This window comes from Streptomyces hokutonensis, from assembly GCF_042751305.1.
Classification (GTDB): domain Bacteria; phylum Actinomycetota; class Actinomycetes; order Streptomycetales; family Streptomycetaceae; genus Streptomyces; species Streptomyces hokutonensis_A.
Genome location: NZ_JBHYWD010000003.1, coordinates 490,854 through 506,057, shown reverse-complemented (window position 1 = coordinate 506,057; position 15,204 = coordinate 490,854). Strand labels below are relative to the sequence as shown.

General features: G+C 71.5%; 15 protein-coding genes. 5 read left to right on the top strand and 10 right to left on the bottom strand.

The window, feature by feature from the left end; all coding sequences use genetic code 11:
* Positions 1-78: 78 nt before the first annotated feature.
* Positions 79-1,146 (top strand): uroporphyrinogen decarboxylase, encoded by a 1,068-nt coding sequence (gene hemE / locus ACFXC1_RS12120; protein ID WP_381241820.1) that lies wholly within the window; start codon positions 79-81, stop codon positions 1,144-1,146.
* 6 nt (positions 1,147-1,152) lie between these two features.
* Here hemE and ACFXC1_RS12115 read toward each other — a convergent pair whose 3' ends face one another.
* Positions 1,153-1,977, bottom strand: coding sequence for a rhomboid family intramembrane serine protease (locus ACFXC1_RS12115; protein ID WP_381241819.1), 825 nt, complete (start codon positions 1,975-1,977; stop codon positions 1,153-1,155).
* Positions 1,978-2,102: 125 nt separating this feature from the next.
* Here ACFXC1_RS12115 and ACFXC1_RS12110 point away from each other — a divergent pair, with 125 nt between their 5' ends.
* Positions 2,103-2,429, top strand: coding sequence for a hypothetical protein (locus tag ACFXC1_RS12110; protein ID WP_019073947.1), 327 nt, complete (start codon positions 2,103-2,105; stop codon positions 2,427-2,429).
* A gap of 78 nt (positions 2,430-2,507) precedes the next feature.
* On the opposite strand, the gene ACFXC1_RS12105 is transcribed toward ACFXC1_RS12110, so the two are convergent.
* Both ACFXC1_RS12105 and ACFXC1_RS12100 read right to left on the bottom strand, forming a co-directional pair.
* Entirely contained in the window at positions 2,508-3,908 is a 1,401-nt protein-coding gene (locus ACFXC1_RS12105; RefSeq protein ID WP_381241817.1) for an FAD-dependent oxidoreductase, read from the bottom strand.
* A gap of 27 nt (positions 3,909-3,935) precedes the next feature.
* Positions 3,936-4,898: a DUF4349 domain-containing protein gene (locus ACFXC1_RS12100; RefSeq protein ID WP_381241815.1), complete on the bottom strand. Its 963-nt coding sequence runs from the start codon at positions 4,896-4,898 to the stop codon at positions 3,936-3,938.
* A 160-nt stretch (positions 4,899-5,058) separates the two neighbouring features.
* On the opposite strand from ACFXC1_RS12100, the gene hemG reads away from it, so the two are divergent.
* Positions 5,059-6,489, top strand: coding sequence for a protoporphyrinogen oxidase (gene hemG, locus ACFXC1_RS12095; RefSeq protein WP_381241814.1), 1,431 nt, complete (start codon positions 5,059-5,061; stop codon positions 6,487-6,489).
* Positions 6,490-6,493: 4 nt separating this feature from the next.
* A complete protein-coding gene (gene hemQ / locus ACFXC1_RS12090; RefSeq protein ID WP_381241812.1) occupies positions 6,494-7,225 on the top strand; it encodes a hydrogen peroxide-dependent heme synthase in 732 nt (243 codons plus the stop codon).
* Positions 7,226-7,306: 81 nt separating this feature from the next.
* On the opposite strand, the gene ACFXC1_RS12085 is transcribed toward hemQ, so the two are convergent.
* From ACFXC1_RS12085 to ACFXC1_RS12055, 7 genes are all read right to left on the bottom strand, one after another.
* On the bottom strand, positions 7,307-8,887 hold the full coding sequence (locus tag ACFXC1_RS12085; protein ID WP_381241810.1) for an alpha/beta hydrolase: 1,581 nt from the start codon (positions 8,885-8,887) through the stop codon (positions 7,307-7,309).
* Positions 8,888-9,021: 134 nt separating this feature from the next.
* A complete protein-coding gene (locus tag ACFXC1_RS12080; RefSeq protein ID WP_381241809.1) occupies positions 9,022-9,816 on the bottom strand; it encodes a TIGR04222 domain-containing membrane protein in 795 nt (264 codons plus the stop codon).
* Positions 9,817-9,945: 129 nt separating this feature from the next.
* Entirely contained in the window at positions 9,946-10,731 is a 786-nt protein-coding gene (locus tag ACFXC1_RS12075; RefSeq protein ID WP_381241807.1) for a DUF4142 domain-containing protein, read from the bottom strand.
* Positions 10,732-10,844: 113 nt separating this feature from the next.
* Positions 10,845-12,152 (bottom strand): MbnB/TglH/ChrH family RiPP precursor modification enzyme, encoded by a 1,308-nt coding sequence (locus ACFXC1_RS12070; protein WP_381241806.1) that lies wholly within the window; start codon positions 12,150-12,152, stop codon positions 10,845-10,847.
* A gap of 154 nt (positions 12,153-12,306) precedes the next feature.
* Positions 12,307-13,095, bottom strand: coding sequence for a DUF4142 domain-containing protein (locus ACFXC1_RS12065; protein ID WP_381241804.1), 789 nt, complete (start codon positions 13,093-13,095; stop codon positions 12,307-12,309).
* 133 nt (positions 13,096-13,228) lie between these two features.
* Positions 13,229-13,840, bottom strand: coding sequence for a TIGR03086 family metal-binding protein (locus ACFXC1_RS12060; protein ID WP_381241802.1), 612 nt, complete (start codon positions 13,838-13,840; stop codon positions 13,229-13,231).
* Positions 13,841-13,922: 82 nt separating this feature from the next.
* Positions 13,923-14,561, bottom strand: a complete 639-nt coding sequence (locus ACFXC1_RS12055; RefSeq protein ID WP_381241801.1) for a TetR/AcrR family transcriptional regulator — start codon at positions 14,559-14,561, stop codon at positions 13,923-13,925.
* A gap of 86 nt (positions 14,562-14,647) precedes the next feature.
* Here ACFXC1_RS12055 and ACFXC1_RS12050 point away from each other — a divergent pair, with 86 nt between their 5' ends.
* Entirely contained in the window at positions 14,648-15,094 is a 447-nt protein-coding gene (locus ACFXC1_RS12050) for a hypothetical protein (protein WP_381241799.1), read from the top strand.
* Positions 15,095-15,204 lie beyond the last annotated feature (110 nt).

Sequence of the window (15,204 nt, the reverse complement as noted above, 5' to 3'; positions counted from 1 at the left end):
ATCGTGCGGGACTAGACACCCGCTCTTGCGTCCAGCACGCCGTGCAATCGCCTTCCGGGGCCGTGCGAGACTTGCCCCGTGAGTGTCAACCAGAGCCCCACGGGCCAGCAGCCGACCGCCACTTACGACTCCGCCTTCATGAAGGCGTGCAGGCGCGAGCCCGTACCGCACACGCCCGTGTGGTTCATGCGGCAGGCCGGGCGCTCGCTGCCGGAGTACCACAAGGTGCGCGAGGGCATCCCCATGCTCGAGTCCTGCACGCGGCCCGAGCTGGTGGCCGAGATCACCCTCCAGCCGGTGCGCAGGCACGGCGTGGACGCGGCGGTCTACTTCAGCGACATCGTCGTCCCCCTCAAGGCCATCGGCATCGACCTCGACATCAAGCCCGGCGTCGGCCCGGTCGTCGAGAAGCCGATCCGCACCCGCGCCGACCTGGCCCGGCTCCGCGACCTCACCCCCGACGACGTCTCCTACGTCACCGAGGCCATCGGCCTGCTGACCGCCGAGCTCGGCTCCACCCCCCTCATCGGCTTCGCCGGCGCCCCGTTCACCCTCGCGAGCTACCTCATCGAGGGCGGCCCGTCCCGCACGTACGAGAACGCCAAGGCGATCATGTACGGCGACCCCGAGCTCTGGGCCGACATCCTCGACCGCCTCGCCGACATCACGGCCGCCTTCCTCAAGGTCCAGATCGAGGCGGGCGCCAGCGCCGTCCAGCTCTTCGACTCCTGGGCCGGCGCCCTCGCCCCCGCCGACTACCGCCGCTCGGTGCTCCCCGCCTCCGCGAAGGTCCTCAAGGCGGTCGAGGGCTACGGCGTTCCCCGCATCCACTTCGGCGTCGGCACCGGCGAGCTGCTGCGGCTCATGGGCGAGGCCGGCGCGGACGTCGTCGGCGTCGACTACCGCGTCGCGCTGGACGAGGCCGCCCGCCGGGTCGGCCCCGGCAAGGCGCTCCAGGGCAACCTCGACCCGGCCGTCCTGTTCGCCCCCACGGAGGCCGTCGAGGCGAAGACCCGCGAGGTCCTCGACGACGCCAAGGACCTGGAGGGCCACATCTTCAACCTCGGGCACGGCGTGATGCCGTCCACCGACCCGGACGCGCTCACCCGGCTCGCCGAGTTCGTCCACGCCGAGACGGCCCGCTGAGCCCGCTCACCACGTGTGCCGGGGCCGCGCCCGCCTGCCGAACAGCAGGCCGCGCGGTTCCGGCGGCGGGGGAGTGCCCGCCTTGAGCGGCCAGGCCAGCAGCATGCCCGCCAGGAACCCGACGACGTGTGCCGCGTACGCCACGGTGCCCGCCTCGGAGACGCCTTCGCCGGCCGAGTAGAACGCCTGGAGCACGAACCAGAAGCCCAGCACCAGCCAGGCCGGCAGGCGCAGCGGCAGGAAGAACAGGAACGGCACCAGGACCCACACCCTGGCCTTCGTGTACAGCACCAGATACGCGCCCAGGACACCGGCGATCGCCCCGGAGGCACCGATCAGGGGGTCGGTGGAGTCTGCGTTGAGCAGTGCGAAGCCGTAGCCCGCCGCGTAACCGCACACCACGTAGAAGAGCGTGAAGCGGATGTGGCCCATGCGGTCCTCGACGTTGTTGCCGAAGATCATCAGGAACAGCATGTTGCCCAGCAGATGGATCCAGCTGCCGTGCAGGAACATCGCGGTGAAGACGCTCAGGGGTGCCGACTTGTCGTAGCTCGGCGGCGCGACCGCGCAACCGGCGCCTCCCGGGCCGCCCTGGACGGCACCGGTCGGGACCAGCTGCGGCATCTGATGGTGGATCAACTCCCTTGGTACGGCCGCGTAGTGGTCCAGGAACGCCTGGAGATGACACAGCTGCGAGAGGTCGCTGCCGCCTGCCACGGAGCCCGCCATTCCGGGGGTGAACAGGAAGACGAGCACGTTCGCGGCGATGAGCGCATACGTCACCCAAGGGGTGCGGCGCACCGGGTTCACGTCATGGACGGGGATGACCACAAGGGATTAGTGCCCGCGATACGCGCGGCGAACCGGTGAACACCGCCGTCCGCCTGTGCGTATGACTCCTCAACCGCCCGCGGTGCGGGGAAGGCGTGTCGCGGGGACGACGTGAGGAACAGGCGATGAACGACCGGATTTCCCCTCAGATGACCGCCACGCCCGACGGCGAGGCCGAGATCTCCCTGGTGGTGCGCCTCCCCTGGGAGGACGTCGCCAGGCTCGGCCAGGAAGCGGGACGGCTGGCCGCGCAGATGCAGCGGCCGGTGACCCTGGACGAGGCGGTGAGCAACCGGCTGCGGACCAACGCGCTCGGTGCCCACGCCAAGCCCGCGGCGGCGGCGCAGCCCGCCGCGATGATGCCGCCGAGCGCGTCGGTGTCCTCGCTGCCGGCCCGGCCGCCGGCCGAGCAGGCACGGCAGGCCATAGACCGCATCAACGGGACGGCGTAGGAACGTTCAACGAAGGCTGGCCGGGATCGTTCAACAAGGCCGGTCCGGGATCGTTGAACAAGACTGACCAAGGATCGTTCAACGAGGACCGGCCTGGACCTTGGCGGTCGCCTTGCGGGCCGCCACCAGGACCGGGTCCCACACGGGGGAGAACGGCGGCGCGTAACCCAGGTCCAGGGCCGTCATCTGTTCCACCGTCATACGTGCCGTGAGGGCGACCGCCGCGATGTCCACACGCTTCGCGGCGCCCTCCCGGCCGACGATCTGCACGCCCAGGAGACGCCCGGTACGGCGTTCGGCGAGCATCTTCACCGTCATGAGCGAGGCCTCGGGGTAATAGCCCGCGCGGCTGGTCGACTCGATGGTGACCGTCTCGAAACGCAGCCCCGCGCGGTGGGCGTCCTTCTCGCGCAGCCCGGTGCGCGCGATCTCCAGGTCGCACACCTTGCTCACGGCCGTACCGACCACCCCCGGGAAGGTCGCGTAACCGCCGCCCACATTGGTGCCGATGACCTGCCCGTGCTTGTTGGCGTGCGTTCCCAGGGCGATGTGCCGCTCCTGCCCGGAGACCAGGTCGAGCACCTCGACGCAGTCGCCCCCGGCCCAGATGTTCTCGTGCCCGCGCACCCGCATCGCCATGTCGGTCAGCAGCCCGTGATGCTGGCCCAGCGGCAGCCCGGCCGCCTCGGCGAGACTCGTCTCGGGCCGCACCCCGATCCCCAGCACCACGACGTCCGCCGGATACTCCGCGTCCTTGGTGACCACGGCACGCACCCGCCCGTCGTCCCCCGTGAGCAGCTCGGTCACATGGGCGTCGTTGACCATGGTGATGCCCAGGCCCTCCATCGCCTTGTGCACAAGACGCCCCATGTCCGGGTCGAGCGTCGACATCGGCTCCTTGCCCCTGTTGACGACGGTGACGTCATACCCGCGGTTGACGAACGCCTCCGCCATCTCGACCCCGATGTACCCGGCTCCGACCACCACGGCGCGACGGCCACGCGTGCGTGCCAGCGAGTCGAGCAGCGCCTGCCCGTCGTCGAGCGTCTGCACCCCGTGCACTCCGGGCGCGTCGACCCCGGGCATGTCCGGACGGATCGGCCGCGCCCCGGTCCCGATCACGAGCTTGTCGTACGACGTCCAGGACTCGGCCCCGGAATCGACGTCCCGCGCGCGTACCCGCCCGCCCGCGACGTCGAGCTCCACCACCTCGGTACGCATCCGCAGGTCGATGTCCCGGGCCCGGTGCTCCTCCGGGGTACGGGCAATCAACTTCTCCGGTGTGGAGACATCGCCGCCCACCCAGTAGGGGATGCCGCACGCCGAGTACGAGGTGAAGTGCCCCCGCTCGAACGCCACGATCTCCAGCTCGTCCGGCCCCTTGAGGCGGCGTGCCTGCGACGCCGCGGACATGCCCGCGGCGTCGCCTCCGATGACGACCAGTCGTTCCCGGGTACCCCTCGCACGGCTCATGTCCATGCGAACACGCTACGGGGGCCGATGATTTCAGTCCTGTCCGCCCTGCTCCTCCTCGCGCACCGGCGGGGTCGGCGGCAGCGGTCCCACCGCGGTGGCCGCAGGGACGGTCGCCGCGCGGCGCGGCCGTACGAGACGGAGCCACAGGACGACCAGCAGCGCCGCCACCGCAGCGAACGGCAGCACCGCGCCCAGCGCCAGGGCGATCCAGCGCAGCATTGTGACGAAGACGTGCCAGCCGCCCGCCACCGCGTCCACGAAGCCGGGGGAGTCGTCCTTCGCGGCGGCCTTCGCCGCCGGGGTCTGCGACAGGGACAGGGTGATGGTGGCCAGGCTGGTGCGGTCCTTCAGGGAGGACTGCTGGGCGAGCAGCGCCTCCAGGTCGGACTCGCGGGTGCTCAGCTCGCCCTCCAGCTCCACCACGTCGCTCAACTTGGTGGCCCGGTCCATCAGTTCACGCACGCGTGCCACGCTGGCCCGCTGCGAGGTGATGCGGCTCTCCACGTCCACGACCTGGTCGGTGACGTCCTGCGCCTTCGCGGTCCGGTCGAGCAGCTTGCCCGCGCCCTCCAGGTCGGCGAGGACCTCGTCGTACTTGGCGGTGGGTACCCGCAGGACCACCCGGGTGCGCTCATGACCCTGTCCGTCTCGGGTGGTCGTCTCGTTGCCGACGAACCCGCCCGCGTTCTCGGTCGTGGTGCGGGCCTCGTCGAGTGCCTTCGGTACGTCCTTGACCCGCACGGACAGCGAGGCCGTACGGATGATGCTGCTCGCGGTGAGCTTGGGCACGGACTTGGTGTTCCGGGCGTTGCCGCTGCCCGACGCGCCCTCCTGCTGGGCGGTGCCGGGAACCGCGGCCTTGGCGCCCGCGCCGGCGTCGCTGGCGGAGGTCGCTTTGTCCTCGCTGCCGCTGCACCCTGTCAGCGCGAGCGCCGAGGCCAGCAGGATCCCGGCCAGGGCCTGGACGGGCCGGACGGAGTGTCGTGTGCGCATGGTCGGTACCCCCGAGGTTCGTCGTGACGACTGACGCACCTTCGACGCCGGGACCGGGCGGGACGTTGGCGGGAAACGGTTCCGATGAGGTCACGGTCGGGACTCGTGCCGGGCACCGGCCCGGATTCGGACTGTCAGTGGGGTCTGAGAGGCTGGGGGCATGCGCGAAGTGGAGACTCGTACGGGCACAGGGCATGTCGTCGTCATCGGCGCCGGGATCGGCGGGCTGGCCGCCGCACACCGGCTGCTGGACAGAGGTGTGCGCGTGACGGTCGTAGAGGCGTCGGACCGGGTCGGCGGCAAGCTGCTGCCCGGCGAGATCGCCGGCGCCCGCGTGGACCTCGGCGCCGAGTCGATGCTGGCCCGCCGCCCCGAGGCCGTCGCACTGGCCCGCGAGGCAGGGCTCACCCACCGCCTCCAGGCTCCCGCCACCGCCACCGCCTCGCTGTGGACCCGGGGTGCCCTGCGCCCGATGCCCAAGGGCCACGTCATGGGCGTCCCCGGCACCGCCTCCGCCCTCTCCGGGGTCCTCTCGGACGAGGGCCTGCACCGCATCGAGCGCGACGCGGACCTGCCCCGCACGGAGGTCGGCGACGACGTGGCGGTCGGGGAGTACGTGGCGGCCCGCCTCGGCCGCGAGGTCGTCGACCGCCTCGTCGAACCCCTCCTGGGCGGGGTCTACGCGGGCGACGCGTACCGCATCTCGATGCGCTCGGCCGTCCCCCAGCTCTTCCAGGCAGCGAAGACCCACGACTCCCTCACCGAGGCCGTCCGCGGCATCCAGGAGCGCGCCGCCGCCGCACAGCAGACCGGCCCGGTCTTCATGGGCATCGAGGGCGGAGTGGGCCAACTCCCGCTCGCCGTCGCGGAGTCGGTCCGCGCGCGGGGCGCCGAGATCCTCACCGGGACACCGGTCACCGAGCTGCGCCGGAGCGGAGCGGCGGGCTGGCGGGTCGTCGCCGGAGGCCGCGTCCTGGACGCCGACGGCGTGATCGTCGCCGTACCCGCACCGGTCGCCGCCCGGCTGCTGCGGGCCGAAGTGCCCGGCGCCGCCGCCGAGTTGGCCGCGGTCGAGTACGCCTCGATGGCCCTGGTCACCCTCGCCTACCGCCGCGCGGACGCCGAACTTCCGGAAGGCAGCGGCTTCTTGGTGCCCCCCGTCGACGGCCGCACCATCAAGGCGTCCACCTTCGCCTCCCAGAAGTGGGGCTGGATCGCCGACGAGAACCCGGACGTACTGGTCCTGCGCACCTCGGTGGGCCGCTACGGCGAGACGGCGATCCTGGACCGGGACGACACCGGCCTGGTCGACGTCTCACGCCACGACCTGCGCGAGGCCACCGGCCTCGACGCCACCCCCATGGAGACCCGCGTCACCCGCTGGACCGACGGCCTGCCCCAGTACCCGGTCGGCCACCACGCGCGCGTGGCCCGCGTCCGTGAACACGTCGCCAAGCTGCCCGGTCTCGCCGTGTGCGGCGCGGCCTACGACGGAGTCGGCATCCCGGCGACCATCGCGAGCGCCTACGCGGCCGTCGAGCGGCTGACCGGCGACCCGGTGCCGAGCGCGTCCGGCGGAGCGGGAGAATAGCCCCATGAGCGACGACGCCCCCACCACCGAGTCCGGCCGTATCCCGAACAAGGGCAAGCTGGCCAAGGACCTCAACGAGGTCATCCGCTACACCCTGTGGTCCGTCTTCAAGCTGAAGGACGTACTGCCCGAGGACCGCGCCGGATACGCCGACGAGGTCCAGGAGCTGTTCGACCAGCTCGCCGCGAAGGACGTGACGGTGCGCGGCACGTACGACGTGTCGGGCCTGCGTGCCGACGCCGACCTCATGATCTGGTGGCACGCCGAGACCGCCGACCAGCTCCAGGAGGCGTACAACCTCTTCCGCCGCACCAAGCTGGGCCGCGCCCTGGAGCCCGTCTGGTCGAACATGGCGCTGCACCGCCCCGCCGAGTTCAACCGCTCGCACATCCCGGCCTTCCTGGCCGACGAGACCCCGCGCAACTACGTCAGCGTGTACCCGTTCGTGCGCTCCTACGACTGGTACCTGCTCCCCGACGAGGACCGCCGCCGCATGCTCGCCGACCACGGCAAGATGGCCCGCGGCTACGCGGACGTCCGCGCCAACACGGTCGCCTCCTTCTCCCTCGGCGACTACGAATGGCTCCTGGCCTTCGAGGCCGACGAGCTCTACCGAATCGTCGACCTCATGCGCCACCTGCGCGCGTCGGAGGCCCGCATGCACGTCCGCGAGGAGGTCCCGTTCTACACGGGCCGCCGCAAGGACATCGGCGACTTGGTAGCGGGCCTGGCCTAGTTTCTTGCTTATAGGGGCGCGGGGCTGTGTCGATATGCGGCTCCGCCGCGTGGGCGCGACCAGCCCCCACCGGCCGGCGGACTAATCACGGCCCGGTCGCGCAGCCTTCGGCTCGGCATGCGGCGCACAAGCAGCATGCCGCTCGGGCAAGCGCCCCTCCAACAAGTACGCGTCCAGATACCCGTTCACACACTTGTTGGCCCCGCCCGCGATCCCATGAGTCCCGGCATCCCGCTCGGTCACCAACACCGAGTCGGACAACCGCCGCTGCAACTCAAGCGCACCGTCATAAGGCGTAGCAGCATCCCGCTCGGCGGCCATGATCAGCACCGGCGGCAACTCCCCGGGCCCGGTCCGCACATCAAGGGGCTGCTGACGCGGCGCGGGCCAGTACGCGCACGGCAGGTTCATCCACACGTTGTCCCACGTCTCGAACGGCGCCACCCGCGCGAGCCGCGTGTTGTCCCGGTCCCAGACGCTCCACTCGGTGGGCCAGGCCGCGTCGTTGCACTCGACGGCCGTGTACACCGCGTTGCCGTTCTCCGCCTCGACGGCGGCCCCCGGCGTCGGCCCGGCCTGCTGGACCAGCAGCTTGGGGCTGCCCTTCAGGTAGGCCGACAGCGCCGCCGCGGTGTGCGGCCAGTAGTCGTCGTAGTACCCGGCCGACAGGATCGCGCCCTGCAACTGCGCGGGCCCCACCTTGCCGCCCGCCGGCTTCTCGGCGAGCCGCGCGGAAGCCTTCTCGTAGCTGCGCAGCACCTTCGCGGCCGTGTCGCCGAGCCCGTACACGTCGTCGTGTTCGGCGATCCACTCCCGGAAGTCCGCCCAGCGGCCCTCGAACGCGGCCGACTGGTCGAGGTTGTTGCGGTACCAGACCTGCTCGGGGTCCGGGTTCACCGCCGAGTCGAACACCATCCGCCGTACGTGCGAGGGGAACAGCGTCGCGTACAGCGCCCCGAAGTAGGTCCCGTAGGACGCGCCCATGAACGTCAGCCTGTCCTCGCCGAGGGCGGCGCGCAGGACGTCCAGGTCGCGGGCGTTGTTGAGGGAGTTGTAGAAGCGGAGCTTGCCGCCGGAGCGCTTGGCGCAGCCGCGCGCGTAGGCCTTGGCCTCCGCGATGCGCTCCTTCTTGTACGACTCCGAGGGGTACGTCGGCGACTGCGAGGGCGCCTTGAAGAAGTGCTTGGGGTCCTCGCAGGACAGTGGTGCCGACTTGTCGACGCCGCGCGGGGCGTAGCCGACGAGGTCGTAGGCCGACGCGATGCGCTTCCACTCGGGGAGCATGCCGATCAGCGGGAAGTAGAGGCCGGAGGCGCCGGGGCCGCCCGGGTTGTAGACCAGGGAGCCCTGCCGGGGGACTCTGCGCTTGCTGTTGTGCGGGTCCTTGTGGGTGGCGACGGCCCGGCTGACGGTCAGTCTGATCTGCTTGCCGTCGGGGTGCGCGTAGTCGAGCGGGACGGAGACCGTGCCGCACTCCATGGTGCCGGGCATGTCCTGCGCGTCCGCGCACTTCCCGAAGTCGATGCCCCGCGCGCGGGCGTGCGCGGCGGCGAGCGCGGTGCCGGCCGATTCGACGGCGCCCGGGGCACCGGTGGCCGGGGCGGCGGCGAGGCCGGACAGGAGCAAGGACCCGGCGGCCGAGTACAGGGCGGCGGCTCGCATGGTGGCGTATCCCTTCGGAGCACGGCTGCAACAAAAGGGATGTTTCGTTCGCTTGTTGGCGAAGGCAAGCACCGTCGGGCGGTGTCGGCCCCAATGACCCCTGTGCGCCCCCTGGGCGCGCTCTCACGCCGAGGTCAGCGCCGCCACTCGTCGAAGTGCTCGCGGTACTGCTCGCGGTGCGCGAAGGCCGCCCGCAGATCCGGTTCGCCTACCGCGCGGATGCCGCGTACGGCGACGGAGGTGAGATACGTACGGTCGTCGGCGCCGCCGCCCGCGTGCCGGGCCAGCGTGCCGAGCAGCTGCTGGCCGGCCGGGGAGGCCCAGTGCGAGTACGGGTGCACCTCGACCCGGGCGATGGCCAGACAGCTCAGCGTGAGGGCGAGCGGCAGCGCGAACCAGAGCGCGACCAGCCCGCGCGGCATCTCGGCCCCCGGCGTCAGCAGCGCGGTCGCGCCCAGCACCAGCACGACGAGCGCGGCGGCCCGCACCTGCCGTACCCCGGAGGCGACCGTCGTACGGGTCCCGTCCGGTACGGCGAGACCCGCGTCGACGAGCCGGTCCGCGACGTCGCGCACCGCGTCCGTGGCCGCCGCGGTGGCCCGCACCGGGGCGATCCGGGACTGCCCCTCGGGCCCGATGGCGCCTATCACCGACCGCTCGATGGGGTCCCGGCCGCGCGGGTCGACGACGGTCGCCCAGCCGGTGTGGGCGAGCAGCAGCCGGTGCTGGCGCGCCATGGAGACCAGCGTCAGATCGGCGACCCGCGCGGGACCGCCGGACAGGAACGCCGCCTCGTAGAGCGTCAGATCGTGTCCCTTGCCCGCGTCGTCCCCGTCGACGGCCGCCGCTCTGACGGCGGCCAGGCACAGCCGGGTGCACGCCGTGCCGGCGACGGCCCAGGCCATGAGCAGGAGAAGGACCCAGAACATGCCAAGTTTCTATGCCAAAGGCCCAGCGGGACGCCATGCCTTGTTCACAATCCGGACGGAGCGTTGTCTGCCTGTGACGTTCCGCTTGTCCGAAAAAAGCCCACGGCCGAAACAGTTCTACGGTGATGGCTACGGCTGCGTCGACGGAGGCGGGCTGGAGGCGGGCGGCGGCAGTGAGTAGGTCGGCGAGGCCGACGGGGTCAGCGGGACGACCTGGCCGGGGTCGGCGAAGGGCGCGGACGCGGCGGGGGAGCTGGTGGGCGCGGGCGTGCTGCTCGCGGCCATGTCCCGGGCCAGCGCGGCGAAGTCGACGTAGCCGGTGGCCTCCAGGACCTTTATGTGGTCCAGGACGGTCGTGTTGGCGTCGTCGGCGAGGGCGCGGACCAGGGAGTTCTGGGTGGTGGCGCGGACCTGGGCGACCACCGTGAAGACCTTGCCGTGCGCGAGGCGCAGGATGTTGGCGAACTTGCGGTCGAAGTCCACGCCAGACGCCGCGTTGAGGGTGGCCAGCCACTGCTGTTGCTGCGCGTTGGGCTGGTTCGGCAGCGGCAGCCCGAGCCGCGCGGCGACATCGCGCACCCGCTCGTCGAGAAACGTGTGGCCGTCGATCAGATGCTGCCCCGCCGTCCGTACGGCCGCTGTGGTGCCCTTCTCCTCGGCCTGCTGCCCGGCCGGCAGCTCCCACAGCCCGGCCAGCCGCACCCGCGTGACGAAGTCCTTGTCCAGCGCGGACAGCGGCCCGTACTGCGTCGCCACGGTCTGGTCGCTGAGCACGTTGGCAGCGGTCGTCCCGGACCGGTCGGCGTAGGACCAGACCGGAAAGACCAGCGCCGCCAGGGTCGCGGTCAGACCCACGACGATGACGCCGGTACCACTGAATATGCCTCGGCCCTTTACGGGGGGTCGCGGTCGCATGGGGTGCCTCCTGTGACGGCACCGCACGTGAGTGCGCTTCTCGTGCGGAACCGCAATATTACTGTGGAGTCACTCTCACCTTCCAAGGCCCCTCCCGGCCCTTCCGCGACCCGTCAGCGGCGCAGCAGCACCCGCCGGGTGGCACGGGCGAGCCGGACCGCGGGCCGCGTCGAACGCGGGGTTGGGCCCGAGCGCTCCAGCCACCAGGCCCGCAGCTCCCGCCTGACCTCGGCGTTCTCGGGCCCGCCGGAGAGCAGCAGCTGCCCGGCGAAGTCCAGCGCGTCCCGGCGGTAGCCGCCGGTCATCGGGTGCGTGTGCGCGTACGCGAGGAAGGCCGACCGGTATGCCGGACCGAGGATCTCCGGCAGTTCGGGAGCAGCCTTCGCCACAACGTCGGCCCGCTTCGCCCCGAGCGCCCGCGCCTGCACCCCGAGCCGCACCCGGTCGAACCCTTCGGGCACCGGGGTACCGGCGACCAGCGCGGAGAGCAGGGCGGCCTGGGCGAGGGCGAGACGCTGGCGGGCGGGAGCGGGAGCCTGCGGTATGGCTGCCGGGGTTGTGGCCGGCGTCCGCTGTCCCTCACCGGTCGCGCGCGCCCGCCCCTTGTAGAGCGCCCCGCGGATCGACATCAACTCCCGTTCCAGTTCGGCCGCTTCGGGGAAGTTGTCGTCGCGCTCCAGCAGCACCCCCGGCGGGGAGACGCGGGACGCCAGGTCGGTGAGGATGTCGAGAACCGGGGCCGGGACGGGGTGGGCGTGGCTGTCGTGCCAGACGCCGTCGCGTTCGACGCCGCCCGCGACATGGACGTAGGCGATGGCCTCGACGGGGAGTTCGGCGAGGGCCTTGGCCGGGTCCTCGCCGCGGTTGACGTGGTTGGTGTGCAGGTTGGCGACGTCGATGAGGAGGCGTACGCCAGTGCGGTCGGCCAGTTCGTACAGGAACTGGCCCTCGGTCATCTCCTCGCCCGGCCAGGCGAGCAGTGCGGCGATGTTCTCGACCGCGAGCGGTACGGGCAGTGCGTCCTGGGCGATGCGGATGTTCTCGCAGAGCACGTCGAGGGCGTCCCGGGTACGCGGCACGGGCAGCAGGTGGCCGGCTTCGAGGAGGGGGGAGGCGGTCAGCGGGCCGCCCGCGCGGACGAACGCGATGTGCTCGGTGACCAGTGGTGAGCCGAGGGCCTCGGCCCGCTCGGCGAGGGCCGTCAGCCGGTCCGGGTCGGGCCGGTCGGCGCCGCCGAGGCCCAGGGAGACGCCGTGCGGGATCACGGTAACGCCGCGCTCGCGCAGCCGTAGCAGCGAGTCGGGGAGGTGGCCGGGGCAGAGGTTCTCGGCCACGGCCTCGACCCAGTCGATGCCCGGCAGGTGCTCCACGGCGTCCGCTGTCTCCGGCCGCCATCCGATGCCCGTCCCCAGTCGTTCCATCGCCCGTCCCCGTCCTCGATGTCCTCGCCGAAATCCATCCACTCCACAAGACCGCTGTTCGGTGTGACGGAGGTATCGCCCCCGGGCCGGGCCCCGAACCCCGGCCGTGTCACCTTCAGAGCAACATTTGAGGTTCGGGGCGGGGTCCGGTCCGCTACCCCAGCACACCGTTCGAGTCGACCGGATCCGGTCGCCCGGTGTTGACCGTGCCCGGCGCGCCGGGGGACGGCCGTGAGGTGGTCCCGACGTTCGGGCTGGCCGCGGCTGCCGGTGCCGAGGGCACCACCTGACCGGGTACGGGCGCTGCGGGGCCGGTCGGGCTGGCGGTGGAGGCGTTCGCGACCCCGTTGGCGATGGCGTCGAAGTCGACCCGCCCGGTCTTCTCCAGCACGGTGATGTGGTCGAGCACGGTCTGGTTGGTGTCCGAGGCCAACTGCCGCACCAGGCTGTTGCGCGTGCTGTTCCGTACGGCGCCGATCGCCGGGAAGATCTTGCCGTGCGCGGCCCGCAGCAGATTGACGAACTTGTACTCGTACTCCGCGCCGGTCGCCGCGCTCATCTCCCGCAGCCAGCCCTGCTGTTGCTCGTTCGGCACGTTGGGCAGCGCGACATTGAGCTGGGCGGCGACGATCCGCACCCGCTTGTCGAGGTCGGTGTGGCCGACGATGAGATGGTCCCCGGCCTCCTTGATCGCCTGGCTGGGTGCCCGCTCGACCGCCTGCTGCCCGGCCGGCAGCTCCCACAGCCCGGCCAGCCGCACCCGCACGATCAGATCCCGGTCGGCGGCCGTCAGCGGCCCCCACTGGGTGTTCACCGTGCCCGCCGCCACGTTCGCCTGACCGGTGCCCGTGCGGTCGGCGTACGACCACACGGGAAAGACGAGTGCGCCGGTGGTGGCGAAGATAGCCGCGATGAGCACGGTCGTGCCGTTGATACGACGCAAGGGAGCCTCCCGGGGAAACCAACTGGTCGTTGGAGAAGTTGACGCGTGGCCAGTGCCTGGAGGTACGCGCGGGGCAGGCGCCTTGTTCAAGGGGAGGGCTGCTTTTCTCAAAGGGCAGGCAAAGGAGGCGAGTTCAGCGGCTCTTGACGGGCCAGTGCTCCGGCGTCCGGCCCAGCAGCCGTAGCGCCTCGTCGAGCGGGCCGGCGTCCTGCGGTACGTCGAGCGCCGGGGCGAAGGCGAACCCCGGGCCGCGTCCGGCCGGGTCGGCGGGCACCAGCCGGGCCACGACCAGCGCGATGTCCAGGACGTCGTCCGACAGGTCCAGTGCGGTGCCGAGTGTGGCGGCCACGTCCCAGGCGTGGACGACGTAGTCGATGAAGTGGAACCCGATGGCGGTCCGGCCGGGGAAGCTCGCACCCAGCTCGGGCAGGGCGAACTCCCGCTCCGTGGCGCCGGGTTCGGCGAACGCGGCGAGGACGGCAGTGGCCGCCGCGCGGTGGGTCCGGGCCGGCTCGCCCATGTCCTCCGGCTCCCGCCAGTACGCCCTGTCGCGACCCGCGCCGCGCGCGGCGGCCGCGAACCCGTGATGCTGCGCGGCCATGTGCGCCACGAGCCGCCGCAGGTCCCACCCCGCGCAGGGGGTGTCCCGCTCCCAGTCCTCCTCCTGCGCCAACTCCACTACGCGCAGGGCCTCGTACACGGCGATCCGGTCCAGTTCGACGATGTCCGTTCCGCTGGCATTCATGGGACCTGACACTAAAACTGTGCGAACGATCGTGCTACTTGTTTTTCGGCCGAAGTGTACAGGGACTGAAGTGCCGTGAGGGTTAAGGAACTTGCGGAACCCTTGAAGGATCCGTGGCCGCTCCCCGCAGTCGCGCCGCTATGCCGACGCGCGCCCGGCGGTACGCCGTCTCCTCGCCGTGCAGGACCGAGACCGCGTTGGACGTCTCCATCAACGCGACCAGTTCGAAGGCGAGTTGGGGTATGTCGGTGTCGGTGCGCAGCTCGCCCGCGTCCCGGGCCTCGGCGATCGTCCGCTCCACCAGGGCCGTCCAGTCCCGCTGTGCGCCGGCCATCGCGTCGTGCAGCGGCCCGGACCGGGCGTCGAACTCGGCGATGACCCCGTAGAAGAAACAGCCGCCCGGGAAGACCCGCCCCCGCGAGTACTCCAGCCACAGGTCGCACAGCCGCCACAACCGGCCCACCCCGGCCGGGACTTCGCCGGCGGGCCTGATCACCTTGTCGGTGTAGATGCGGGCCGCCTCGCGCACGGTGGCCAGCTGCAGCTCCTGCTTGGAGCCGAAGAGTGCGAAGACCCCGCTCTTGCTGAGGTGCAGGTCGGTGGCGAGGCGGCCCACGGAGAGTGCCTCCAGGCCTTCGACGGAGGCGATGTCGACGGTGCGGCGCAGGACCAGTTGCCGGGTGCGGTTGCCCCGCTCGACCCGGCCGTCGAGACGGGTCATGGCCGGTTCCTCGTCGCTGCGCTGGCTCTCATGGTGCTCCACCCTAAGCAACACGGGGGAAACGGACACTTCCTAGGATTCGGCGGGTGCACCTGACCGTCCTTGACGCCCCCACCGAGTGGAGCCGCTTCGCCGAGGGTTCCGTCGAACGCCGCATGCTGCTCGCGCTCGGCGACCTGCTCGGCACCCCGCTGCGCCCCAAACCGCTGATGCTGCCCGACGGCAGCCGCGTCGAGGTCGAGGGGATCGACCCCGCCTGCCGCGTCCTCGTCCAACTTGTCGGCAACCAGGGCGCCTACAAGCCCGCATACCGCAACAAGGTCATGGCGGACATGTTCAAACTGCTCTGGCTGCGCGAGTCCGTACCGACCGCCGAGCGGGCGATTCTGCTGGTCAGCGAGCTGATCGTGCAAGCCCTCGGCGGCTGGGTGGCGCGCGCGGCGGGGGACCTCGGGATCGAGATCCACGTGTTCGACGGCAGCGCGGTCGCGCCACTGCGGCCTTTGTCGCGGCCAGACGTAAAACGCCCGTAACAGTCGACTGCGCCGTACCGAAACACAATCTTCCTACGGTCGGGGGCACCTAAGCGGATTTCCGCGTGGCAGTCAGTCGCACTCGCTACGCACGCTCTCCGACTTCCAGG